Origin of the sequence: Burkholderia sp. DN3021 (assembly GCF_049805555.1) — a bacterium.
GTDB classification, from domain to species: Bacteria; Pseudomonadota; Gammaproteobacteria; order Burkholderiales; family Burkholderiaceae; genus Burkholderia; species Burkholderia pyrrocinia_C.
In genome coordinates this window covers 22,514-47,904 of the sequence record NZ_JBNCAB010000026.1, presented here as the reverse complement: position 1 = coordinate 47,904, position 25,391 = coordinate 22,514, and the positions used below count along the sequence as shown (strand labels likewise).

General features: G+C 68.0%; 18 protein-coding genes. 14 read left to right on the top strand and 4 right to left on the bottom strand.

Translation table 11 applies throughout. The annotated features are described in order from the left end of the window. Positions 1-1,206: 1,206 nt before the first annotated feature. From wecB to ACPUER_RS15450, 9 genes are all read left to right on the top strand, one after another. Positions 1,207-2,424 carry a non-hydrolyzing UDP-N-acetylglucosamine 2-epimerase gene (gene wecB, locus ACPUER_RS15490; protein ID WP_425131513.1) on the top strand — a complete coding sequence of 406 codons (1,218 nt, stop codon included), beginning with the start codon at positions 1,207-1,209 and terminating at the stop codon, positions 2,422-2,424. 554 nt (positions 2,425-2,978) lie between these two features. Continuing rightward, positions 2,979-3,440 carry a (2Fe-2S)-binding protein gene (locus ACPUER_RS15485; RefSeq protein WP_425131512.1) on the top strand — a complete coding sequence of 154 codons (462 nt, stop codon included), beginning with the start codon at positions 2,979-2,981 and terminating at the stop codon, positions 3,438-3,440. Continuing rightward, positions 3,437-5,761: a molybdopterin cofactor-binding domain-containing protein gene (locus ACPUER_RS15480; protein ID WP_425131511.1), complete on the top strand. Its 2,325-nt coding sequence runs from the start codon at positions 3,437-3,439 to the stop codon at positions 5,759-5,761. Before ACPUER_RS15485 ends, ACPUER_RS15480 begins: the two co-directional genes overlap by 4 nt. Before the next feature lie 191 nt (positions 5,762-5,952). Further along, positions 5,953-7,782, top strand: coding sequence for an acyl-CoA dehydrogenase (locus ACPUER_RS15475; protein ID WP_425131510.1), 1,830 nt, complete (start codon positions 5,953-5,955; stop codon positions 7,780-7,782). 147 nt (positions 7,783-7,929) lie between these two features. Further along, positions 7,930-8,919: an NADPH:quinone oxidoreductase family protein gene (locus ACPUER_RS15470; RefSeq protein WP_425131509.1), complete on the top strand. Its 990-nt coding sequence runs from the start codon at positions 7,930-7,932 to the stop codon at positions 8,917-8,919. A 231-nt stretch (positions 8,920-9,150) separates the two neighbouring features. Then, positions 9,151-11,241, top strand: a complete 2,091-nt coding sequence (locus ACPUER_RS15465) for a TonB-dependent receptor (RefSeq protein WP_425131524.1) — start codon at positions 9,151-9,153, stop codon at positions 11,239-11,241. Positions 11,242-11,270: 29 nt separating this feature from the next. Beyond that, entirely contained in the window at positions 11,271-12,038 is a 768-nt protein-coding gene (locus ACPUER_RS15460) for an ABC transporter ATP-binding protein (protein WP_425131523.1), read from the top strand. Continuing rightward, entirely contained in the window at positions 12,035-13,027 is a 993-nt protein-coding gene (locus ACPUER_RS15455; protein ID WP_425131508.1) for an ABC transporter substrate-binding protein, read from the top strand. Before ACPUER_RS15460 ends, ACPUER_RS15455 begins: the two co-directional genes overlap by 4 nt. Further along, positions 13,024-14,064: a FecCD family ABC transporter permease gene (locus ACPUER_RS15450; protein WP_425131507.1), complete on the top strand. Its 1,041-nt coding sequence runs from the start codon at positions 13,024-13,026 to the stop codon at positions 14,062-14,064. Before ACPUER_RS15455 ends, ACPUER_RS15450 begins: the two co-directional genes overlap by 4 nt. 64 nt (positions 14,065-14,128) lie before the next feature. Here ACPUER_RS15450 and ACPUER_RS15445 read toward each other — a convergent pair whose 3' ends face one another. After that, the gene (locus ACPUER_RS15445) at positions 14,129-15,505 is read right to left on the bottom strand and encodes an ATP-binding protein (protein ID WP_175963882.1); all 1,377 of its coding nucleotides are present in this window, start codon (positions 15,503-15,505) and stop codon (positions 14,129-14,131) included. Next, positions 15,506-16,231 carry a response regulator gene (locus ACPUER_RS15440; RefSeq protein ID WP_310134804.1) on the bottom strand — a complete coding sequence of 242 codons (726 nt, stop codon included), beginning with the start codon at positions 16,229-16,231 and terminating at the stop codon, positions 15,506-15,508. Between the two features lie 243 nt (positions 16,232-16,474). Here ACPUER_RS15440 and ACPUER_RS15435 point away from each other — a divergent pair, with 243 nt between their 5' ends. Next, complete coding sequence (locus ACPUER_RS15435) at positions 16,475-17,221, top strand: MipA/OmpV family protein (protein WP_175963880.1); 747 nt, start codon at positions 16,475-16,477, stop codon at positions 17,219-17,221. A 240-nt stretch (positions 17,222-17,461) separates the two neighbouring features. Next, positions 17,462-17,791 (top strand): hypothetical protein, encoded by a 330-nt coding sequence (locus ACPUER_RS15430; RefSeq protein ID WP_310134801.1) that lies wholly within the window; start codon positions 17,462-17,464, stop codon positions 17,789-17,791. Between the two features lie 181 nt (positions 17,792-17,972). Here the strand turns inward: ACPUER_RS15430 and ACPUER_RS15425 are convergent, their stop codons facing one another. Both ACPUER_RS15425 and ACPUER_RS15420 read right to left on the bottom strand, forming a co-directional pair. Next, on the bottom strand, positions 17,973-19,184 hold the full coding sequence (locus ACPUER_RS15425; protein ID WP_310134798.1) for a transglycosylase SLT domain-containing protein: 1,212 nt from the start codon (positions 19,182-19,184) through the stop codon (positions 17,973-17,975). A 411-nt stretch (positions 19,185-19,595) separates the two neighbouring features. Next, positions 19,596-20,756, bottom strand: coding sequence for a porin (locus ACPUER_RS15420; protein ID WP_175963877.1), 1,161 nt, complete (start codon positions 20,754-20,756; stop codon positions 19,596-19,598). Positions 20,757-21,239: 483 nt separating this feature from the next. Between ACPUER_RS15420 and ACPUER_RS15415 the strand changes: the two genes are divergently transcribed. Genes ACPUER_RS15415 through ACPUER_RS15405 form a run of 3 tightly spaced genes read left to right on the top strand, consistent with a single transcriptional unit; the run spans position 21,240 to position 25,373 of the window. Further along, on the top strand, positions 21,240-21,749 hold the full coding sequence (locus ACPUER_RS15415; protein WP_425131506.1) for a sigma-70 family RNA polymerase sigma factor: 510 nt from the start codon (positions 21,240-21,242) through the stop codon (positions 21,747-21,749). Positions 21,750-21,752: 3 nt separating this feature from the next. Beyond that, on the top strand, positions 21,753-22,739 hold the full coding sequence (locus ACPUER_RS15410; RefSeq protein ID WP_425131505.1) for a FecR domain-containing protein: 987 nt from the start codon (positions 21,753-21,755) through the stop codon (positions 22,737-22,739). Between the two features lie 54 nt (positions 22,740-22,793). Beyond that, positions 22,794-25,373, top strand: a complete 2,580-nt coding sequence (locus ACPUER_RS15405; protein ID WP_425131504.1) for a TonB-dependent siderophore receptor — start codon at positions 22,794-22,796, stop codon at positions 25,371-25,373. The last annotated feature ends 18 nt before the right edge of the window (positions 25,374-25,391 follow it).

Genomic DNA, 25,391 nt, shown 5'->3' with positions numbered 1-25,391 from the left:
CGTGTCGACGTTGTGGCTCAGTGCACCCTGGTGCTGGTGAACTTGAGGCTGGTGCCGCTATTCGCGCTCACGAGCCGGTTCGTCGCATGAGCGCTTGAAGGCGGCCCGCGGATCGCGCGGATCTCGACGGGAAACGACCGCACGTTCGTCGCGCAGGGGCGGCTGTCTTTCGCCCCGGGCGGACGCGTCGCGTCGCCTCCCGGTTTCGTTGCTTCGGCGCCTCCGTCTGTCCGCTGTCGTGCGAGTACTTCGGGACACACCTGTCCGGTATTAAGCAAGGCGTGAGCCATCGGCCGCGATGCACCGTGCAGCAAGGGGCGGGAGGGCGGGCTGCGAATGCGGACCGGGCGGCGGCGGCGGGTTTTGATTCACCGGCGTATCAGCTTGTGCGCAAGCGGTGCGACGGCACGCGGTCGACGTCGCGGCCCGCACGCGCCATGCGGCGTGCGATTTGTCTGCCGAACCGGTGCCACCTTGCCGGGGGCGGCTTTGCGCGGTCGGTGCATCACGCGCTATTCGCTGCATATGCAGAGGACGGGAAGCCGGGGCGGTGCCGGTTGCCGCGAGCGCCGACTGGACCGGACTCGGATGTAACCGCCGGTTCCGGATTTGCGTTACACATTCGCAACATTTCGCTCCCGCGGACTCATGCGGCGCGAATGCCGCCGCATGTCGGGAAATCTTTCGTGCACGACAGTGGCCGAGCGGTCGATTGCACGCCGCACACTGCACAGACAAAAGTTTCGAATCGAGGCGGCGCAAAGCACTTCGAAAGATGCGCGAGGTCCGGGGCGCAATGGGCGCTCGACATGAATTCGTTATTTATCGGACGACGTCGCCGGATGGATCGTACGACCGACCGGATGTTTATCCATGCCGTGCTCGCCGGGCGATGCGACGCTCGTAGCAGTTGTGAAACATTCCGCACGCGCGGCATGTGCGCCGCGTGCGTCGAACGAACGCGACCCGGCCGCAGGGCGGTTGGTTTGATTATTGCTGTAGTGGTTGAGGCGTGACCGATCAAGTGCAACGGGACGCCGGTAGTACGACGATTCGCGTGGCGGAGACCGCGCGGACAGGACGGCGCGCTCGCCCCGCGACGTCGCTACGCGTTGATCGCGTGCGAGTCCGGGAGGCGCCGCCTGAATACATGCTTCGCGCCACGAGCAGGGTCATTCGGCGCGAGGTGGCTAAACGAGGACAACGATGAAAAAGATCTTGCTTGTGTTCGGGACTCGGCCGGAGGCCATCAAAATGGCGCCGCTGGTGCGCGCGCTGAAGGCGCAGACGGATGTCGACGTCAAGGTATGCGTGACCGCGCAGCATCGGGAAATGCTCGATCAGGTGCTGACGTTGTTCGACATCAAGCCCGACTACGATCTCGACCTGATGCGTCAAAGTCAGACGCTGACCGAAGTGACGACCGGTATTCTTCAGGCGATCGGCGTGGTCTTCGACGAATTGCGTCCGGACGTCGTGCTGGTGCACGGCGATACGACGACCACACTTGCGGTCAGTCTCGCGGCGTTCTACCGCTACTTGCCGGTCGGGCACGTGGAGGCCGGTTTGCGCAGCGGGGACATCTGGTCGCCGTGGCCGGAGGAACTGAATCGCCGTGTGACCGACGCGGTATCGTCGTGGCATTTCGCGCCGACCGGGAAGGCGCGCGACAACCTGCTCAGCGAGGGCGTGCCGGGGGGCGCGGTCGTGCTGACCGGCAACACCGTGATCGATGCGTTGCACGAGGTCAAGCGCATGCTGGACCACAATGCCGAGCTGACGGAAAAGGTTGCCGCGAGTTTTCCGTTCCTCGAACCGTCGCGTCGCGTCGTGCTGATCACCGGCCATCGCCGCGAGAGCTTCGGCGAGCCGTTCCGGCATTTCTGCGAGGCGTTGCGCACGCTCGCGAACCGCTATCGCGATGCGCAGTTCGTCTATCCGCTGCATATGAATCCGAACGTGCGGGAGCCGGCGCGCGCGCTGCTCGGCGGTGCGCGGAACATTTACCTGATCGAGCCGCAGGAATATCTGTCGTTCGTATTCCTGATGTCGCGCGCACATTTCATCATCACCGATTCGGGCGGCATTCAGGAGGAAGGGCCGGCGCTGGGCAAGCCGGTGCTTGTCACGCGCGACACGACCGAGCGGCCCGAAGCGATCCAGGCCGGCACCGCGCGGCTCGTCGGCACCAATCAGGAGCGGATTGTCTGGGAGGCGTCGCGACTGTTCGACAACGAAAGGGCATACGAGGAAATGTCGCGCGCGAGCAATCCGTATGGCGACGGGCATGCGAGCGAGCGGATCGTTCACGCGCTGATGCGTACGCCGGGGGCAACCGCGAAGACGACGAGTTTTTCGATGGGCGCCGCGGAAATGCCGTATAACGCGCTCACGCTGGGGTTGCAGGCGTTGAGGTCGCGATGAACGTGATCGCGCGGTAGCGTCCGAACCGTTCGATGTGGTCGTGCGAAGGTCCGGTCCGGCCGGGAGGCCGGCCGGACCTTTGCATTTGCGCGATTTCGCGATCGACCATTTCCCGTTCGTCGGCCCGTTGATCGCATCGGGCGGCGTGCGGGAACGAGAAAGAATCGCCTTCCGCCGTGCATCGAGACGCCGGCACGCAAGCCACGGGCGACATCACCGACAGGCATGACCCGTCGCAACATCCCTTTCCCGGCTGAACTTCCTTCCCGATTGCCTAAAACTCTCGAATCGTCTCGATCCGACGGCAAATTCGAAATGGTTCGATAATGCGATCGGCGATCCATGCGGACGAGCGGTTGACCGGGATGTCATCGAAAGGTTGCGAAGGCAACCGGACGACAGCCTCGTTTGCGGCATCGGCCCGATCGTGTCTGCAGGCGACACGATCCACGAAACGGCGCCACGCCTGCCTGGTTGTTCGGAATGTGCGCCGCGCCGTTCGAATCCCCACTCGATGCCTGTCCGACGCGGGTGTCGCAACCAGGAGGTGAACGATGATCATGCTGACCGTCAACGGTAGCGAACAGCATTTCGACGGCAATCCCGACATGCCGTTGCTGTGGTATCTGCGCGATGTCCTCGGCCACACCGGTACCAAGTTCGGCTGCGGCATGGCGCTGTGCGGCGCGTGCACCGTGCATCTCGACGGTGTCGCGATCCGTTCGTGCATCACACTCGTCGCGGCCGCTTCCGGCAAACGCGTGACGACGATCGAGGGATTGTCGACGGACCTGACGCATCCGCTGCAGCAGGCATGGCAGGAACTGAACGTCGCGCAATGCGGCTACTGCCAGTCCGGGCAGATCATGCAGGCCGCGTCGCTGCTGAAGACGAATCCGCATCCGAGCGACGCCGACATCGACGATGCGATGTCCGGCAACATCTGCCGCTGCGGCACCTATACGCGCATCCGCGCGGCGATCCGGCTGGCCGTGCGCCGCGGAGGTGCCGCATGAGCGCACCCGAACTCTCCGTCCGCAACGAAAGCCGCCGCGCGCTGCTGCTCGGCTTCGCATCCGGCGGGCTGCTGCTCGCGTTCGGCGTGCCGTCGCTCGCGCGCGCGGCCGCGCCGGTGCAGCCGCCCGTCAGCGCGAATCCGCAATACGGCGGCGCGGGGATGCCGCACGGGTTGCGCGACGATCCGCACCTGTTCGTTGCGATCGCACCGGACGGCACTGTCACCGTGACCTGCATCCGCTCCGAGATGGGGCAGGGCGTGCGCACGAGCGTCGCGCTCGTGGTGGCCGACGAACTCGGCGCGGACTGGGCGCGCGTGAAGGTCGCGCAGGCAGTCGGCGACGAGCCGCGCTACGGCAACCAGAACACCGACGGCTCGCGCAGCCTGCGCCAGAGCTTCGCCGCGCTGCGCCGCGCGGGCGCGGCCGCGCGCACGATGCTCGAGCAGGCTGCCGCGATGGCGTGGGGCGTCGACGCGCGTCAGGTCAAGGTGACGGTGCACGAGGTCGTCGATACGAAGAGCGGACGCAAGCTCGGCTTCGGCGAGCTCGCGGCGAAAGCGGCCGCGCTGCCGGTGCCGGATCCCGCCACCGTGATGCTGAAGGCGCCGGCCGAATTCCGCTATATCGGCAAGGGCAAAACCGCATTGATCGACGGCCGCGACATCGTCGGCGGCCGTGCGCACTACGGGATCGACACGCGGCTCGACGACATGCTGTATGCGGTCGTCGCGCGACCGCCGGCCTATGGCGACACGGTGGCGTCGTTCGACGCCTCGGCCGCGGAGAAGCTGCCGGGCATCGTCAAGGTCGTGCAGCTCGCGTCGACGGCGCTGCCGTCCGGCTTCCAGCCGCTCGGCGGCGTAGCCGTCGTCGCGCGCGACACGTGGACGGCCATCCAGGCGCGTGCGCAATTGAAGATCGACTGGAAGCACGGACCCAACGCGAACTACGACTCGGCCGCGTATCGCAAGACGCTCGAAGCGGCCGCCGCGCAGCCGGGCGACGTGATCCGCAACGACGGCGACGCGGCCACGGCGCTCGCCGGTGCCGCGAAACGCGTGCGCGCGACGTACTACATCCCGCATCTCGCGCACGCGACGATGGAGCCGCCCGCGGCCGTCGCGCGGGTGGCGGACGGCCGCTGCGAAGTATGGACCTGCACGCAGGCGCCGCAGACCACGCGCGACGAGATCGCGAAGGCGCTCGGGCTGCCGACGGAGCACGTGACGGTCAACGTGACGCTGCTCGGCGGCGGTTTCGGCCGCAAGTCGAAACCGGACTACGTGGTGGAGGCGGCATTGCTGTCGAAGGCGGTCGGCGCGCCGGTCAAGCTGACGTTCACGCGCGAGGACGACATCGCGCACGACTATTTCCACGCGGTGTCGCTCGAAGCATTCGACGGCGGGATCGATGCGTCGGGGAACGTGGTCGCGTGGCAGCATCGCACGGTCGCGCCGTCGATCCAGTCGACGTTCAGGGCCGGCGTCGTGCACGAGCAGCCGGGCGAGCTCGCGCAAGGGATCGCGGATCTGCCGTTCGCGATTCCGAACGTGCGGATCGAGAATCCGGCCGCGCAAGCGCACACGCGGATCGGCTGGTTCCGCTCGGTCTACAACATTCCGCATGCGTTCGGAGTCCAGAGCTTCGTGTCGGAGCTCGCACACGCGGCCGGCCGCGACCCGAAGGATTTCCTGCTCGAGCTGATCGGGCCCGCACGGCGTTTCGAGCCGCACATCACGGTGAAGAACGTGAACTACGGCGAGGATCCCGCGCTGTATCCGGTCGACACCGGGCGGCTGCGGCGCGTGGTCGAGACGGTCGCGCGCGAAGCCGGCTGGGGACGCAAGCTGCCGAAGGGGCACGGGCTCGGGATAGCCGCGCATCGCAGCTTCGTGTCGTACACGGCCGCGGTGTGCGAGGTGCAGGTCGGTGCGGACGGCAAGATCTCGGTGCCGCGCGTCGACATCGCGATCGACTGCGGGCCGCAGGTCAATCCGGAGCGCGTGCGCTCGCAGCTCGAGGGGGCGGTGGTGATGGGGCTCGGCATTGCGCTGCACGGCGAGATCACGTTCAAGGACGGGCATCCTGAACAGAGCAACTTCAACGGCTTCCAGGTGCTGAGAATGAACGAGGCGCCGCGCGAAATCCGCGTGCATCTCGTCGCGCCGGACGACTTCGCGACGCCGCTCGGCGGCGTCGGCGAGCCGGGCCTGCCGCCCGTCGCGCCGGCGCTGACCAACGCGATTTTCGCGGCGACCGGCACGCGCATCCGCAGCCTGCCTGTCGCCGATCAGCTCGCGAAGCCGCAGGCTGGTTGACGCAATACCCGAGGCCGGGCCGCATCGTGCGGCCCGCATGCTCGATCCTTGAACGATCGGCTCATCCCGGGTACGCGGAGTCGCGCGCCTGTCGTTGTCGTTTGCGAACGGTCGTGCTAAATTCCTGCCAGCACTTGCAATCGCGGATCCATTCATTCGGCTGACAAGGCCGGCACCCGGGAGACGGCACGATGAGCCTGTTGATGTCGCGACGCGACCTCGCGTTCCTGTTGTACGACTGGCTCGATGCCGGAGCGCTCGTCGCGCTGCCGCGCCATGCGGAGCACAGCCGCGAGACCTTCGATGCGGTACTCGATACCAGCGCGCGGATCGCCGAGGATCTGTTCGCGCCGCACGCGGCGCGCGGCGACCGCGAGGAGCCGCATTTCGACGGCGAGCGCGTGACGCTGATCCCGGAAGTCGAACCGGCCGTGCGAGCGTTTGCGGACGCCGGGCTGATCGCCGCCGGCCACGACGAAGCGCTCGGCGGCATGCGGTTGCCGAAGCTGATCGAAGCCGCATCGTTCCTGTTCTTCCAGGCCGCGAACATCGCGACCGCCGCCTATCCGTTCCTGACCGTCGCGAACGCGAACCTGCTCATCGCGCACGGTAGCGCCGCACAGATCGACGCGTTCGCGCGCCCGGAACTGGAAGGGCGTTTCCTCGGCACGATGTGCCTGTCGGAGCCGCAAGCCGGTTCGTCGCTGTCCGACATCGCGACGCGTGCGGATTTCGAACGTGATTCGCCGCTCGGCCCGCGCTACCGGCTGACCGGCAACAAGATGTGGATTTCCGGCGGCGAACACGAGCTGGCGGAGAACATCGTCCACCTCGTGCTCGCGAAGATTCCCGACGAGCACGGCCGCTTGCAGCCCGGCACGCGCGGCATCTCGCTGTTCATCGTGCCCAAGTACCTGCCGGGAACCGACGGCGGCGCAGCCGGCGAACGCAACGACGTCGTGCTCGCCGGCCTGAACCACAAGATGGGCTATCGCGGTACGACCAACTGCCTGCTGAATTTCGGCGAAGGCACGCGCTATCGTCCGCAAGGGCGCGCGGGCGCGATCGGCTATCTGGTCGGCGAGCCGAACCACGGCCTCGCGTATATGTTCCACATGATGAACGAGGCGCGCATCGGTGTCGGCGCGGGTGCGGTGGCGCTCGGCTACACGGGGTATCTGCACGCGCTCGACTACGCGCGCAACCGGCCGCAGGGGCGTCCGCTCGGGCCGGCCGGCAAGGATGCCGCGGCGCCGCAGGCGCCGATCGTCGCGCATCCGGACGTGCGGCGCATGCTGCTTGCGCAGAAGGCCTATGTCGAAGGCGGCCTCGCGCTGATCCTGTACTGCGCGAAGCTGGTCGACGAAGGGCGCGCGCATGAAGATGCGGCGGTGCGCGCCAATGCCGCGCGTCTGCTCGACATCCTGACGCCGATCGCGAAAAGCTGGCCGTCGCAGTGGTGCCTCGCCGCGAACGATCTCGCGATCCAGGTGCACGGCGGCTACGGCTACACGCGCGACTACGCGGTCGAGCGGCTCTATCGCGACAATCGCCTCAATCCGATTCACGAAGGCACGCACGGGATCCAGGCACTCGATCTGCTGGGCCGCAAGGTCGCGCAGGACGACGGCGCCTTGCTGCGTGCGCTGGACGCGCGGATCCGCGCGACCGTCGAACGCGCGCGGGCGCTGGATGCCCGCACACGTGAGCAGGCCGATGCGCTGGCGCAGCGCTGGGCGCGGCTGTGCGACGTCACTCGGCAGCTGGGCGCGATCGGCGATCCGCAGACGCGACTCGCGAATGCGAGCGTCTATCTCGAAGCGTTCGGCCATCTCGTCGTCGCTTGGCTGTGGCTCGACGTGACGCTCGCCGCGCACGGGCATGACGGCGATTTCCACGACGGCAAGCGTGCGGCGGCCCGATACTTTTTCCGCTGGGAATTGCCGAAGGTGGATGCGCAGTTCGATCTGCTGTCGAGCGTCGACACGACGACGCTCGACATGCACGACGCGTGGTTCTGAACGTTGTCGTGACGACATTCCGGAATGCTGAAGATGTAGCGGATGCCGGCCTGCCGGCCGCCGCGTATTCGTCGTGAACCGGCCGTGCGGGCGTATCCCGCAGACCGTACCGATGCCCGGCCACGCCGCGCAAGGAGAGAGGAGAGCATGAAAGCCCTGTTGTGTACCGCATTCGGCCCGATCGACCGCTTGCGCATCGAGGACGTCGCGATTCCCGAACCGGCTGCGGGCCAGGTCCGGATTCAGGTGAAGGCGGCGTCGCTCAATTTCCCCGATGCGCTGATCGTCCAGGGGCTGTATCAGGTGAAGCCGGCGCTGCCGTTCTCGCCGGGCGCCGAGTTTGCCGGCGTGATCGATGCAGTCGGCGAAGGCGTGAGCGCGTGGCGGCCCGGCGATTCGGTCGTCGCGTTCACCGGGCACGGCGGGTTCGCGCAACAGTGCGTGGCCGACGTGCACCAGATCGCCGCGCTGCCGCCGGGCATGACGTTCGAGCAGGGCGCGGCGCTCGTGCTCGCCTACGGCACGTCGCTGCACGCATTGCAGCAGCGCGCGTGCCTGCAACAAGGCGAGACGCTGCTCGTGCTGGGCGCGGCGGGCGGCGTCGGGCTCGCCGCGATCGAGATCGCGAAGGCGCTCGGCGCGCGCGTGATCGCGGCGGCGTCGAGTGCGGACAAGCTGGCGCTGTGCCGCGCGGCGGGCGCCGACGAGACGATCGACTATTCGACCGAAGACCTGCGCCGCCGCGTCGACGAGCTGACCGGCGGACGCGGCGCCGACGTCGTCTACGATCCGGTGGGCGGCGCATACAGCGAGGCGGCGCTGCGCGCGACCGCGTGGCACGGCCGGTTCCTCGTGGTCGGTTTCGCGGCCGGCGAGATCCCGAAGATCGCGCTGAACCTGGCGCTGCTCAAGGAGCGCGACATTCTCGGCGTGTTCTGGGGCGACGCGGTGCGCCGCAACCCCGCGCAGCATGTCGCGAACATGCACCTGCTTGCCGAATGGTTCGCGGCCGGCAAGGTGCGGCCCGCGATCACCGAGCGCGTGTCGCTGGCCGGCGCGGCCGACGCGATCGCGCGGATGGCGAACCGGCAGGTGAAGGGCAAGGTGGTGATCCTGCCGGACGCAGGCCCAAGCTGACAAAATCCTGACGAAGCAAATTGATATATTGTATCATCTGACGTTTTCGTCGTCGGCCGGCCGTGCCGGGCAACCTCGCCGGCGACGACACCAAACGAAGATCGATACGACGTGACGAAATCCAGAAACAACCTGGCGTGCGGGGGGCGGCACCATGCTGCGTCGCGCCGGAACACCGGCGCCTGGCGCGCACGCGCGGCGCGCGGCTGCACGACCCTGCTGGGTTGCGCGATGGCGACCTCCGGCGCATTGGCTGCCGAAGCGGTAGCCCCCGCACCGGACGACCGGCACGCGTTGCCGGCGATCAGCGTGACCGCGCGCCCGGCGCAGGCCGACCCGCTGACGCAGCCGCTCGAAACGGGTTCGCGGCTCGGGCTGGCAAGCCTCGATACGCCGGCGAGCGTCGAGACGGTCACGGCCGACACGATCGAAGCGCGCGGCGATCGCACGGTGCTCGATGCGGTTACGCGCACGGCGGGATTCTCGAGCGCGATGGCGCCCGGCAACGGCGGCACCGCGTTGAGCGTGCGCGGCTTCAGCGGACAGGAATCGGTGATGACGCTGCTCGACGGCGTGCGGCTGATGCCGGCCGCCGGCACGATCACGTTTCCGTTCGATACGTGGTCGGTCGAGCGCATCGAGGTGTTGCGCGGCCCGGCGTCGGTGCTGTACGGCGAAGGGGCGATCGGCGGCGTCGTGAACGTCGTGCCGAAGCGGCCGCAGCGCACGCGCGAGACGACGCTGCAGGTCGGCGTCGGCCCCGACGGCGCGAAGCGCGTCGCGTTCGATATGACGGGCGCGCTCGGCCCGCGGCTGTCGTACCGCTTCTACGCGAGCGATGCGCGTGCCAACGGTCTTGCCGAGCGGGCCGACACGCATACGACGGCGGTCGGCGGTGCGTTGAGATTCGACGTGAGCCCGCAACTCACGCTGACGCTCGACTACGATTACGGCCGCCAGATGCCTGCGACGTACTACGGCGTGCCCGCGCCGAACGGCGTGCTCGATCCATCGCTGCGCAAGCTCAACTACAACGTCGGCGATGCGACGATCGCGTACTACGACCAGTGGACACGCCTGTCGGCCCGCTACCGGCCCACGGCCGGCGTGACGATCGACAACCAGCTTTACTACCTGACTTCGAACCGCCACTGGCGCAACGCCGAATCGTATGCACTGGACCCTGCGACCGGGCTTGTGACGCGCGGCGACTATCTCGACATCGGTCACCATCAGCAGCAGATCGGCGACCGGCTGAGCGCGCGCTTCGACGGCACGCTGTTCGGCCGCGCGAACCGCTTCGTCGTCGGCACGGAGTTCAGCCAGATCACGTTCGACGGCATCAACAATTCGCCGTACGGCGGCGAATCGACGGTAGCGGCGCACGGCTTCGACCCCGGCGTGTTCGCGAGCCCCGACCCGACGGTGCCGCAGTTCGGCACGCGTGCGCGGCAGGCCGCGGTGTTCGCCGAGAACCGGCTCGAAGTGCTGCCGCGGCTCGCGTGGGTGAGCGGCCTGCGATACGACCACATCGCGTTCAGCCGCGAGCAGGCGGCGACCGGCGCGGGCTTCGACAAACGTTTCGCGAACGTCGGCTGGCGCACGGGCTTCGTGTTGGAGGTCGCGCCGACACTCAGCGCGTATGCGCAGTACACGACCGGCGCGGAGGGCCTCGGCTCGCTCGTGACGCTGTCCGCGTCGCAGGCGAACTACCGGCTCGCGACCGGCGAACAGTGGGAAGCGGGCCTCAAGCAGACGCTGTTCGACGGCCGCGCATACTGGACGTTCGCCGTGTACGACATCACGAAGCGCAACCTGCTCAGCACCGATCCGGTCAATCCCGCGCTGCGCCACCAGGTCGGCCGGCAATCGTCGCGCGGCGTCGAGCTGACGGGCGGCGCGCGGTTGCCGCACGGCTGGACGATCGATGCGAACGTCGCGCTGCTGCATGCACGCTACGACGAATTCAACCAGGTAGCTGGCGGCGCGACGGTGTCACGGGCCGGCAACGTGCCGTCCAACGTGCCGCGGCAGACGGCGAACCTGTGGCTCGGCTGGGCGTTCGCCGAGTGCTGGCAGGCGAACGCGGGCGTGCGTTATGTCGGCGCGACGTACGGCGACGATGCGAACCGCCTGAAGGTGCCGTCGTACACGGTGTTCGATGCGTCGCTGCGGTGGCGGCCGACGTCGCGCACCGAGCTGGCGCTGTATCTGCGCAATCTCGCGAACCGCACGTACGCGGTGACGACGTCGAACGCCGGCGAGCAATGGCTGCTCGGTCCGTCGCGCTCGGCGGAGCTCGTCGCGACGATGCGCTTCTAGTGCGGCGCCGCGAGCCTTCAGTGGTGCACATGCTCGACATCGATCGCGTGAGCTGGTCTCCCGGCGGCGCGCTCGCCGTGCTCGATTCGGTGACGCTGAGCGTCGCCGCGGGAGAGTTCGTCGGGCTGGTCGGCCCGAACGGCAGCGGCAAGACGAGCCTGCTGCGCTGCGTGTTCCGTTACGCGCGGCCGGATGCGGGCGATGTTGCCTTCGATGCGCAGGATGTGTGGCGCATGCGGCCGCGCGCGGTCGCGCAACGGATCGCGGTGCTGCAGCAGGAGACGCCGGACGATTTCGGGCTGACGGTCGACGAACTGGTCGGCATGGGCCGCACGCCGCACAAGCGGCCGTTCGATGCGGAGTCGGCCGACGATCGCCGGATCGTCGAATCCGCGCTACACGACGTCGGCCTCGCCGAGCGCCGTGCGCAACGCTTCGCGTCGCTGTCGGGCGGCGAGAAGCAGCGTGCGTTGCTGGCCCGTGCGCTCGCGCAGCAACCGGAACTGCTGCTGCTCGACGAACCGACCAACCATCTCGACCTGCGTCACCAGCTCGAACTGCTCGCGCGCGTGCGGCGCCTCGGCATCGCGACGCTCGCGACGATTCACGACCTCAACCTCGCGGCCGCGTATTGCGACCGGCTCCATGTGCTCGCGCACGGCCGGGTCGTCGCGTCCGGCGCGCCGGACGACGTGCTGACCGAAGCGCTGCTGCGCGACGTGTTCGGCGTCGCCGCGCTCGTCGATCGGCATCCCGTCACGGGCCGGCCGCGTATCACGCCGCTTCATCCGGAATGACCGCCATGCCGTTACCTGCCTCGTCCTTCGTATCCCGCCGGCTGGTGGCCGCGGCCGTGCTCGGCTGCGCCGCCGTTCACGCGGGCGCGTATCCCGTCACCGTGCGCAGTTGCAACCGCGACGTGACGTTCGAGCGCGCACCGACCCGCGCGGTGAGCAACGACGTGAACCTGACCGAGATGATGCTCGTGCTCGGCCTGAAGGACCGGCTCGTCGGCTATACGGGCATCGGTGGCTGGAAGACGGGCACCGCGCGAGTGCGTGACGCATTGCGCGGCGTGCCCGAACTGGCGAGCCAGTATCCGTCGCTCGAGGTGCTGGCCGCCGCGCGCGCCGACTTCTATCTCGCGGGCTGGAACTACGGGATGCATGTCGGCGGCCCGGTGACGCCCGCGACGCTCGCGCCGTTCGGCATCCGCACGTATGAACTGACCGAATCGTGCTCGCATGTGATGAAGCAATCAGCCGCGTCGTTCGACGACGTGTTCCGGGACCTGAACAATCTCGGCCGGATCTTCGGCGTCGATGCGCGCGCCGCGCAGGTCGTCGCCGCGATGCGCGCACGTCTCGCGGCAGTGTCGCGCGCGATCGGGCGCCCGGAGCCGCTGCGCGCGTTCGTCTACGACAGCGGCACCGACAAGCCGATGACGGCGGGCGCGCTTGCGATGCCGACCGCGCTGCTGGCGGCGGCGGGCGCGCGCAACGTGATGGACGACGTGCCGCGCAGCTGGACGCAGGTGAACTGGGAGAGCGTGGTCGCACGCGATCCGCAGGTCATCGTGATCGTCGACTATTCGGCCGTGACGGCCGTGCAGAAGCAGCAGTTCCTGTCGAGCCAGCCGGCGCTCGCGCGCGTGGCCGCGATCCGCGACCGGCGCTTCGTCGTGATTCCGTACGATGCGGCGACGCCGGGACCCGAGAACGTAGCGGCCGTCGAGACGCTCGCGCGCGCGCTGTATCCGGCCGCGTTCGCCGGGCCGGCGCGATGAGCGCGGCCATGCAGGCGTCGCGGCCCGGCATGCGCGTGGTGCTGCCGGCGCTTGCCGTGCTGCTGATCGTGTCGATCGTCGTGTCGGCCGCGTTCGGTCCCGCGCCGATCGCGATGCCGGTCGCGGTGCGGATCGTCGCCACGCATATCGCGTCGGCGTTCGGCGCTGCCGGCGCGCTTGCGGCGGGCGCGGGGGACGACAGCATCGTGTGGCTGATCCGGATGCCGCGTGCGCTGCTGGCCGCGATTGTCGGCGCGACGCTGGCGGCGGTCGGTGTCGCGTTGCAGGCGGCGACCGCAAACCGCCTCGCCGATCCGCACCTGCTCGGCGTGAGCGCGGGCGCGATGCTCGGCGCCGTCGCGGTCACGGTGGTGACTGGCGCGGCGTTCGGCCCGTTCACGCTGTCGGCCGCCGCCTTCGCGGGCGCGCTTGCGGCGACCGCGTGCGTCGTCGCGCTTGCTTACCGGCGCGGCCGGCTCGAATCGGATCGCTTGCTGCTCGCGGGCGTATCGGTGTCGTTCATGATGGCCGCGTTCGGCAACCTGCTGCTGTATCTCGGCGACCAACGCGCCACGTCGTCGGTGCTGTTCTGGATGCTCGGCGGTGTCGGGCTCGCGCGTTGGGATCTGCTGCCGGTGCCGGCCGTGTGCGCGGCGCTCGCCGGCGGTGTGATGTACGCCCGCCGGCGCGAACTGAATGCGCTGATGTCGGGCGATGTCGCGGCGGCCGCGCTCGGCGTGGCGAGCGCGCCGATGCGGCGCGAGGTGTTTGTCGTCGCATCGTTCGCGACGGGCGCGATGGTCGCGGTGAGCGGCGCGATCGGCTTCGTCGGGCTCGTGACGCCGCATCTGTGCCGTCGCGTGGTCGGCGCCGAGCACGGCAGGCTGCTGCCGGTCGCCGCGCTGACGGGCGCGATCCTGCTCGTGTGGGCCGATGTCGCGGCCCGTACGCTCGCGGCGCCGGAGGATTTACCGATCGGCATCGTGACCGCGCTGTTCGGCAGCCTGTTCTTCGTCGCGCTGCTGCGCCGACGCTGAGCGGCAGCGCACGCGCTGGCGGCACGCCGTCAGGCGAGGGCGGGGCGGTGCCCTGTCGTGCGCTTCAGCGCGGCGGTGTGGCTGTGCTCGTGCTGTCGCCGGGCGCGTCGGCGCGGGCGATGGTTCCCGCTACGTCGAAGAGACTGTCCGCCAGCGTTCGCGCGGGCAGCGTGATCACGAAGCGTGCGCCGCCAAGCGGCGAATCCTCGAGCCGCACATAGCCGCCGTGCACCAGCGCAACGCGCCGCACGATCGCGAGCCCGAGCCCGAAGCCGCCGGTCTGCCGGTCGCGGCTGGAGTCGAGCCGCTGGAACGGTTCGAACACGCGCGCGCGCTCGACGGCCGGAATGCCGGGGCCGTCGTCGTCGACGCTCAGCACCAGCATGCCGGACGCGTCGCTCGTCGCGGACAGCCGTACCGTGTGCGACGCATAGCGCGCGCCGTTGCGGATCAGGTTCAGCAACGCACGCGCGACGAGCTTCGGATCGCATACGTAGGTGGCGGGCGCGCCGCACGTCGACACGTCGAGCGTGATCCCGCGATCGGCGATGTCGTTCGCGACGTTGCCGGCGACGCTGTCGATCAGCGCATCGACGACGACTTCCATCGGCGCGAGCTGGCTCGCGCCTTGTTCGAGCCGGCCGATCGTCAGCAGCTCGGTGACGAGTTCGTCGAGTTCGCGCACGTCGTGCCGCAGCGCATCGCGGCGTGCGCGCATGCGCCCCGTTTCGTCGGGCTCGGCGAGCAGCGCGAGCCCGAATTCGAGGCGTGCGAGCGGCGTCTTCAGTTCGTGCGAGATCGCGTGCATCATTTCGCGCTGCTGCGTGATCGACGCCTCGATCCGCTCGGCCATGTCGTTGAACTGCTGCGACAACGCATAGACGTTCGAGCGGCCCGACAGCTTCATGCGCGTCGACAGATCGCCGGCGCCGAATGCATGCGCGGCCGCCTGGAGCTTGCGCAGGTCGCGCCAGTGATAGTAGGTCCACAGCGCGACGGCGAACAGCGCCGCGAGCGCGACGACCAGATACGCATATATCCTGATGTCGAGGTCGGCCGGCTCGATCGGGCGCGCGTGCAGCACCGAGCCGTCGGCGAGCGGCATGTAGTAGTTCTTGCGGTTGTAGCTGATTGCGATCCTGCCCGCTTCGAGGTCGCGCAGCGGCGCACCGCTCAGTTGGGTGCGGGCGTCGGCCATCGTCAGGAAGCCGAATCGTTCGTTGCCGTGCTGCGCGAGTTCGCGCAGGGCGAGCGCGCGCTGCGCGCCCGGATGACGTTCGAGGTAGTCGTTCAGCACGAACGCGTAGGTGGTCAGCGAATCGCGCTGCGCCTGAGCAACGCGCTCGGAGAAGATCCGGTCGAACGCGTATTGAATGAACACGATCGATGCCGCGCAGCACAGGATCACGATGAGGTACAGCTTGATCAACGGGCGCAGCATTCACTCGTCCCACGCGGAAGGGCTGAACAGATAGCCGCGGCCCCAGATCGTCTTGATCCGGTGCGGCTCCGATGATGCGTCCTCGAAGCGGCGGCGCAGCTTCGAGATGCCCGAGTCGACCGAGCGGTCGAGCCCGTCGAACTCGATTCCGCGCAGCTGCTTCAGGATGTCGTCGCGGCTCAGCACCGTGCCGGCCGCGCGCGCGAGGATCAGCAGCAGATTGAATTCGGCGGTCTTCAGGTCGACGAGTTCGCCGCGCCACGTGACCGTGCGGTTCGGCGGCGAAATCGTCAGCTCGCCGAACACGAGGGCTTGCGGCGCATCGGCGGGCGATGCGGGTGCGGCGGGCTGCGCGCGCCGCAGCAGCGCACGCGCACGCGCGACCAGCACGCGCGGCTCGATCGGCTTCGTCACGTAGTCGTCGGCGCCGAGTTCGAGGCCGGCGACCTGGTCGTAGACGTCGGCGCGCGCGGTGAGAATCAGCACCGGGACGTTGGTGAACGCGCGAATGCGCCGGCAGACTTCCATCCCGTCGAGATTCGGCAGCATCAGATCGAGTATCACGAGCGCGGGCCGGTGTTCGCGCACCGCGGCGACCGCGAGATCGCCGCGTCGCACGACCGTCACCGCGAATTCATAGCCGTCGAGATATTCGCGTACGAGCTGCGCGAGGCGGTCGTCGTCCTCGATCAGCAGCACACGGTATTTGAGCGGATTGTCGTTCATGGTCTCCCCGAAATGCTCGCGTCGTCTGGCACTCCGGCAGGCGGGCGCGGCGCGGCACTCGAATTCTATCCGCGTTGCGGCGGCCTGAGCCACCGCAAGACAATCGGGAACACTCGAACACAATTGGGCACAGATTCACCGCAGATTCCGGACAGTTCCGCCGCGCGGCCGCACCTAGACTTCGGGCTTCGTCATTCTTATCTCGATATTGTGCGTCCATTCCTCCACTTCTCCCGCTATTGCATGCCGCTTGCCGGCCTGACCCTGGCCGCCGTCGCCCACGCCGAAAACCAGTACGCGATATCGCTTGGCGGCGGCGTCGCGCCGCGCTACCAGGGCAGCAACCAGTATCGCGTCGTCGTCGGGCCGTCGTTTTCGGCGATGTTCGGCAACGGCTTTTTCATCGACACCGGTGCGGGGGCCGGCTATCGGCTGAATCTGCCGAACGGCGCGTTTGTGTCGGCGGCGGTGGGCTACGACGCGGGCCGCGCTGACGAAAACCGCTTCGGTCTGCCGGGCTCGGACCACCTGAAGGGAATGGGCCGTGTTCCGGGCTCGGTGCTGGTCGGCATGCGTGCGGGCGTGAAGCTGCTGGACGGCGGCGAACTGAGCGTCACGGTCGACGCGCCGGTCACGCATACGTCGCGCGGCCTGTCCGGGCACCTCGATCTCGCGGTGCCCGTGTTCAAGGCCGGGCGGCACGAGATCGTCGTGACGGGCAGCGTGCATGCGGGCACGGGACGGTATATGCAGACGTTCTACGGCGTGACCGATGCGCAGTCGATGACGAGCGGATTCAGACCCTACTCGACGAGCGGCGGCGTCGACAGCGCGACGATGTCGGTCGCGTGGAACTGGGACGTGTCGCGGCACTGGTCGGTGCACGCGACCGGCAGCTTCACGCGGCTGCTGGGGCGCTACGGCGACAGCCCGATCGTGCAGACGCGCAGCAACTATTCCGGAATGACCGGCGTGACGTACAAGTTCTGAGCGCGGCCGACGCCGATCCGCTGCGCGGTTCGATCGCGCACGCGCAGGCGAAGCAGGATTCGGCGTCGCGTCGTCATGGTCAATCGCGTGCGGTAACATGCTCGAGGCTTCGGCATCGAGCCGGGCCCGTGACGGCGCCGCTTCGGCAATGCAGGTTGCGCGCGCAACCGGTCACGGATGGAACAGGCCCGGTCGGCCGGAACGTCGCGCGTTCGCCGGCCGGGCATAACGGAGAAATCGATGAAGAAAGCGATCACGATGATGGTTGCGCTCGTTGCGGGCGCAACGTTTGCCGGATGTGCGGACATGAACACGAAGAACGCGAATGGCGGCGGCGCTTCGGCGAACGCCGGGCAGCCGGGCGTGTCGCGCGCATGCAAGGCAGACGCGGGGCCGGATGACGCGCTGATCGGCAAGAGCGAGGCCGAAGCGGCCGCATTGCTCGACGGCTGCCAGTGGCGCGTGCTCGAGCGTGACGGCAAGTCGTTGCCGGGCACGATGGATTATCGGGAAGATCGTCGCGATCTCGGCATTCGCGACGGAAAGGTGGTGTGGGTGCGGCGCGGGTGATCGACGCGGTCGGCGGGAGGTGCGTTCGCTGCCGGCATCGCTCACACTATCCGCGTGTGATTCTCGATGAACCACGGCACTGCGGAACGGCAACCGGCGGACCGCATGAGCGCCATCGAATGGCGGCCGACCATCAAGCGGCGATCGCCGCCACCAGTGTGCAGCCGGCAGCGCGGGTGCGCTATTTCGAGATGTACCACAGCGCATCCGTGCTGACGCGCGCCGGCTGAGCGGCCGCAGCCGGCGCCTTGGTCGTTGGGGTCGTCGGCGGCGTATTCGACGTCACCGCAGTCGGCCACGTGGCGGCCGTATTCGGCATATTGGCCGTACTCGGCGTATTCGACGCCGTCGCCGTCGCGCCCGACGTCGACGGCGTGTTCAGATACCACAGCGCATCGGCCGACGCCGTACGCGTCGCCGGCGTATTCGCAGCCGCTTTCGATGCGGACTGCGCCGAAGTCGAAGCCCCGGGCCGCTGCGTCCCGGCCGCCTGTGCCGTCATCCCGGCCGCGCCGCGCTGCGCACGCGCCTCGAACGGCCCCAACTGGAAGATCAACGTTTGCGCGGGGCGCGTCAAGACGGCATACGGAAACTGCAGCTCCCACGACATCAGCACGCGGCCCGACGACGTTTCGGTGAAGATCGCCGGCACGTGTTTCATGTCGCTGAACTGCACGTAGATCCGCGCACCGTCGTCGAACACCTGGGTCGGCTTCGCCTGGTCCGCGCCCGTGACCGTCCATCCGAAGTTGTACGTACCGGCCGGACCGGCAGGTCCGCCTTGCGGCGGAGGAGGAGGCGGGGCCGACGATATCGTGCGCGGGCGCGTGACGGGCTGCGGCGCCGACACGCTCAGGCTCGCGAACGGGTTGTACGCCTGTTGCTGTTGCGGCGGCGTAAAGGAGGGCGGAAGGATGGGCATGGGAGTATCCGGCGAATCCGGCATGGTCCGGATTGCATCATAGACCTTGCGCGCATACGCGAGGCGCTTGTCGGGCGACGCGGAGTTGTACGCGCCGATCGCGTTCCAGTTGGGGCCGAGCTGGCGGATGTTCTGCGACAGGATCCACGCGCCGACATACGCGTTCGTGCATGCATCGAACAGGCTCTCCCGCGTGATGCCTTCGCGCGCGAGCGTCGGCAGCCACGTGCTGTTGATCTGCATCAGGCCGATGTCGACCGTGCCGTTCGTATTCGTATTGACGGCGTTCGGATTCATCCCCGATTCGACCTGCGCGATGCCGCGCATCAGGGCGACGCTCACGTGCTGGAACGCGGCCGCGTCGTCGAGGCAATCGGCGCGCGCGACGCCGTGCAGCACGCACGACATCGCAATCGTCGAGGCGACTTTCAGCGTTTCGCGGCTGATCGAACGGGTTGTCTGACGCGGCATGGCAGGATGGGGCGGAATCCGGCCGCCCGGTGCAAGGAAATGACGAGAGACGCGAAGTGTGCCATAGCGCGCAGACAAATGGCTCGCGTCAAACTTTCCTTTGCATTTGCCCAGGCGCTCGCCCCGCCTTTTTATCGCGTCGGATCACCGGCCGCGACAAAGTTGGATCGGTAAAAATGGCCGCCTTTCAGGCGAATGCCGGTGCGGTGGCGATGCGCTGAATACTGACGCATCGCGTCAGTCATGCCGGGAAAACGGCGCTGAATCAAGCGGAATGGAAATCGCCCGGCAGTCGGTATCCGGGCCGGAAAGGGCGATGAAAAGACGACCGAAAGACAACGGCGGCCGAAGCCGCCGTGCGGGTGCATGCGGTTCCGGCCGGCCGCGCGGCGCGCAACCGGCCGCTTCGCATCAGAAGCGGTGACGCAGGCCGAGGTTGACCATCGTCTGCGAGCTCGTGCCCGCATAGCCGTACGAACCGATCGATGCCTGTGCGGCCATCGAGCCGCCGTTGCCGTCGCCGGTCTGGCCGCTCGCGTGCTGGTAGGCGGCGGTCAGGTAGACGTCGGTGCGCTTCGACAGGTTGTAGTCCGCGCCGGCCGATACCTGGTGATAGGTGGCCGACGTGTCGCCGCCCGAGCGCGTGTAGCTGTAGCCGACGCCGACGAGCAGCGCGTTCGTCGCCTGGTAGTTCACGAAGCCTTGCCCCGTGTTGTAGTGCTCGTTCGAGCCGAACACCGAGCTCGCGTCGCGGCGGTACTGCGCGTTGCTGTAGCCGAGGCCGAACGTGAACGGGCCGGCGACGTACTGGCCGGCGATGCGCGCGATGCCGATCGAGTGCGCGCTTGCATAACCGTTGTTGATCGGGCCGTCGAACGTGCCGTCCGACGAGCTGGTCCAGCCGCTGCGCAGGCCGTTCGACGCGGGGCTGTTGGTCGCGTGGAAGTACCCGCCCGCGATGCTGAACGGGCCGTTGTTGTACGACACGGCGGCCGAATACGACTGCGCGGAGCCGGTGCTGCCGGCGATGCCGCCGAACGAGTACATCGCCGCGAACTGCAGGCCCGAATAGACGGCCGACGTGTACTTCACCGCGTTGTCGACGCGGAAGCTGTTGTCGTAGTTGTCGACGTCGCCCGGCGTCGCGAATACGCTGCCGAGGTAATTATCGGCGGTGATGCCCTGCACGAGGTCGACGAGCGGATCGTACTGACGGCCGAACGTGAGCGTGCCGTAGCGGTCGCTCGTCAGGCCGACGAACGCCTGGCGGCCGAACAGGCGGCTGCCCTGGCCCTGCCGGCCGTTGCTCGGGTCGAAGCCGTTCTCGAGCTGGAACAGCGCCTTCAGCCCGCCGCCGAGATCCTCGGTGCCTTTCACGCCCCAGCGGCTGCCGGCCAGGTTGCCCGCGCTGCTGTTGCCGAGCATCCACGCGTTGTCCTTGCCCTGCGCATGGTTCACGTAGGTGATCGACGTGTCGATCACGCCATACAGCGTGACGCTCGACTGCGCATGCGCGACGGGCATTGCCGCGAATGACGCGACGGAAATCAGAGAGAGGGTCGTGCGTTTCATTTCATCTCCTTGCGCATTGGCTCGTGTTCGTGATCCGGAATGGCAGGAGACTACAGATTCGGAATAAAACGGCAAAAATGAAATTCTCTTTTGTGGCCTGACGCAGACAGTGATGTACCCCGAAATTCACTATTGATGGATTTGAATTATTGACGATCGTGTATCAATTGGTTTTCATTTCGCGATTTATATATGGCGTTTTACATATCTCGTGATAATTTCCGGTGATTTTCGGAGGAATGGCGGCGGCCGGACTATTGTTATGGATCCGTCAAATAATTGTTTAATGAATTGAATTGGCCGGACTGTAATGAATGTGTTAATGGCGTGTCGCCTGCGGCCGGCGACGGCACCGCGGCTTCGCCATCCATCGCTGTCGCGTAGCCGCCGCGCACCGAAACCACGGTCGTAAGCTCGCTTTTGTATATAATAATCATTCTCATTTACAAAATTGCCGCCGCCTGCACACTCCGGAACCCGGCCATGTCCGCTGACAAGCTGTCTCTCCATCGAGAAATCGACGCCCTCTATGCCGGCCATCACGCGTGGCTGCGCGGCTGGCTGAGCCGGAAGCTCGGTTGCGCGCACCGCGCGGCCGACCTGGCGCACGACACGTTCATGCGCCTGCTCGTGCGCGACGAGCCGATCGGCGCCGACGAGCCGCGCGCGTTCCTGACGACGGTCGCACAACGCGTGCTGAGCAACCACTGGCGGCGCGAGCAGATCGAGCGCGCGTATCTCGACGTGCTCGTGCAGCGTCCGGAAGCGCATGCGCCGTCGCCGGAGGAGCGGGCCGTCGTGCTCGAGACGCTGCTGGAAATCGACCGGCTGCTCGACGGCCTGCCGCTCGCGGCGAAGCGCGCGTTCCTGCTCGCGCAGCTCGATGGCCTCACGCAGGCCGAGATCGCGCGCGAACTCGGCGTGTCGCTCGCGACGGTGAAGCGCCATCTCGTGAAGGCCGGCACGCAGTGCTTCTTCGCGATGGCGGCCTGACCGATGGCCGCCCCGGGAGCGCCGGCGGTGCCGCCGCATGTCGCGCGTCGTGCAGTCGAATGGTGGGTCGACCGGCAGACCGGCCGCACGGACGACGCATTCGAGGCCGCGCTCGCGCGCTGGCGTGCCGAGGATCCGGCGCACGACGCGGCATGGCGTCATATCGAAACGATGCAGCGCAGGTTCGGCAGGCTGGCGGCCGGGATCGATACGCAGGCCGCGCACGCGGCGTTGCTGCCGCCGCGTGCGGGCCGCCGCCGCGCGGCCGTGAAGGCGCTGGCCGTGCTGCTGTTTGCGGGTGGTGCCGCGTGGATGGCCGAGCCCGCGCGCCGTGCGGCGATCTGGCCGGCCGATCTGCGAACGGCGGTTGGCGAACGGCGCGCGGTGACGCTCGCGGACCGCACGGTCGTCGTGCTCGATACCGATACGGCGCTCGACGTGCGCTTCGACGACACCGTGCGTCGCCTGCGCCTGCTGCGCGGCACGATCATGGTGACGAGCGGCCACGACGATCGCGTGCCCGCACGGCCGCTCGTCGTCGCAACCGCGCAGGGCGAGCTGCGGCCGCTCGGCACGCGCTTCGCGGTACGGCAGCGCGACGGCGCGACGCGCATCGAGGTGTTCGCCGGGGCCGTGCGCGTGCAGCCGGTCGACGCGACGGCCGGCGCGCGCGTGATCGCGGCGGGAGAGGGTGCTGATTTCACGCGCGACGCCATCGGCGAGCCGGCGCCGCTCGCTGCGTATGCGTCCGCGTGGACGGACGGCATGCTCGTCGCGTCGCGCATGCGGCTGGCCGACCTCGTCGCCGAGCTCGACCGCTATCGCCGCGGCAGCCTGCGCTGCGATGCGGCCGTGGCCGACCTGCTCGTGTCGGGCACCTATCCGCTCGACGATCCGGCGCGCGTGCTCGACACGCTGAAGGCGACGCTGCCGATCGACGTCGACTACCTGACGCGCTACTGGGCAACGGTCGTGCCGGCCCGATCGTGAGCGCTGCGAAAAAATTCTCCGCCGACCTGAGCTGTTTCTCGATGTTCGCGTGACATGGGTAATGAAAGCAGCACTGGCCCATCGTCCACCGACTCTCCGATCATGGTTTCCATCCGTCTCACGTATCGGCGCCGCCCGGCGCCCGCCCGTCATCTGCCGCGTGCATTGCGCCCGGCCGCGCCCGCCGCACCGGGCCGCTTCGCGTGCCGGCTGGCCGGCGCCGTCCTTCTGTCGGCGCTGCTGCCGCTGCCCCCGCTGGCCGACACCGACGCCGATGCGGCGCCTGCCGCGCAGCGCGCATCGCGTCGCGCGCTCGACATTCCAGCCGGCCCGCTCGAAGCGACGCTGAACCGGTTCGGGCGCGACGCGGGCATCCTGCTCGCGTTTCCGACCGAGCTGACGGCCGGCCTGACGAGTGGCGGCGTGCAGGGCCGGTTCGACGTCGACGGTGCGCTCGACCGCCTGCTGGCGGGTACGGGGCTCGTCGCGCTGCGCCAGCCGGGCGGCGGCTACACGCTGATGCGCGCGAACGGTTCGGTTGCACGGCCCGCGGCGACCGGCGCGGCGGCCGCCGCCGAACTGCCGGCGATCACGGTGCGCACCCGCGCGCTGCGGGCCGAAAGCTATCGCGCGCCGAAGGAAGCGGGCGTGCTGCGTTCCGAGATTCCGCTGCTCGACACCGCGCAGGCGGTCAACATCGTGCCCGCACAGGTGCTGCGCGACCAGCGTCCGCGCAATCTCGACGACGCGCTCGGTAACGTGAGCGGCATCACGCAGGGCAACACGCTCGCGGGCACGCAGGACACGATCATGAAGCGCGGCTTCGGCGACAACCGCGACGGCTCGGTCATGCACAACGGCATGCCGATCGTGCAGGGGCGTTCGTTCAACGCAGCGGTCGACAGCGTCGAGGTGCTCAAGGGGCCGACGTCGCTGCTGTACGGGCTGATGGATCCGGGCGGCGTCGTCAACGTCGTCAGCAAGCAGCCGCAACTCACGCGCTACAACGCGATCTCGCTCGGCGCGTCGACGTTCGGGCACGGCAAGAACGGCGGCAGCGCGACGTTCGACTCGACGGGGCCGGTCGGCGATTCGCGGCTCGCGTACCGGCTGATCGTCGACCAGTCGAACGAACAGTACTGGCGCAACTTCGGCGAATATCGGCAGACCTTCGTCGCACCGTCGCTCGCGTGGTACGGCCGCGATACGCAGGTCGTGGTGTCCTACGAGTACCGCAAGTTCCATTCGCCGTTCGATCGCGGCACCGCGCTCGACCCGCGCACCAATGCGCCGCTCGACATTCCCGCGCGGCGGCGGATCGACGAGCCGTTCAACAACATGGACGGCGAATCGCATCTCGCGCAACTGAGCATCGATCACCAGTTCAACGCGGACTGGAGCGCGCATCTCGGCTACAGCTACAACCGCGAGACCTACGACGCGAACCAGCTGCGCACGACCGGCGTCGATCCGGTGAAGGGCACGCTGTCGCGCAGCAACGACGCGACGCACGGTTCGCTCAGCACCGACAGCTACGGCATCGCTTACGTGAACGGCAAGGTGACGCTCGCGGGGATGCGCCACGACGTGCAACTCGGCGTCGACAGCGAGTACCGCCGCATCTATCGCAAGGACCTGCTGCGGCAGGCCGTGAAGGCGCCGTTCAGTTATATCGATCCGGTGTACGGGCTGCTGCCGCCGTCGAGCACCGTTTCCGCGAGCGACAGCGACCAGACCGACACGCTGCACGACACGTCGGTGTTCCTCCAGGACAGCATCCACCTGACCGACAAGTGGATCGTGTCGGGCGGGATCCGCTACATCACGTACAACCAGGTCGCGGGGCGCGGCCGGCCGTTCAAGGCCAACACCGACCTCAGCGGCTCGAAGTGGCTGCCGCGCGCGGGCGTCGTCTACAAGTGGACCGATTCGTTCTCGCTGTACGGCAGCTATTCGCAATCGCTGAAGCCGTCTTCGTCGATCGCGCCGATGGCATCGGGCTACGTGATCGACGGCGCGACGCCGCCCGAGGAGGCGACCGCGTGGGAGGTCGGCGGCAAGCTCGATCTGCCGGGCGGGATGACGGGCACGCTCGCGCTGTTCAACATCGACAAGAAGAACGTGCTCGTGTCGCAGTTCAACGACACGACGAAGCTGACCGACTGGCGCACGTCGGGCAAGGCGCGCTCGCGCGGCGTCGAGCTCGACCTGACGGGCAAGATCGGCGAACGCGTGAACGTGATCGCGAGCTACGCGTACATCGATGCGAAGACGGTCGAGGATCCGCTGTACGCGGGCAACCGGCTGTGGAACGTCGCGCGGCACACCGCGTCGCTCGCGGCCGTCTACGACGTCGGTACGCTGATCGGCGGCGACGACCTGCGCATCGGCGCGGCGGCCCGCTACGTCGGCGCGCGGCCCGGCGATTCGGCGAACAGCTTCACGCTGCCGTCGTACGTGCTTGCTGATGCGTTCGCGACGTACGACACGCGGATCGGCAAGCAGAAGCTGTCGTTTCAGCTCAACGTGAAGAACCTGTTCAACCGCACGTACTACCCGTCGAGCGCGAACCGCTACTTCGTCGCGATCGGCGATGCGCGACAGGTGTCGCTGCTGACCACGCTGCAGTTCTGACCAGGCAATCGCCGCGCG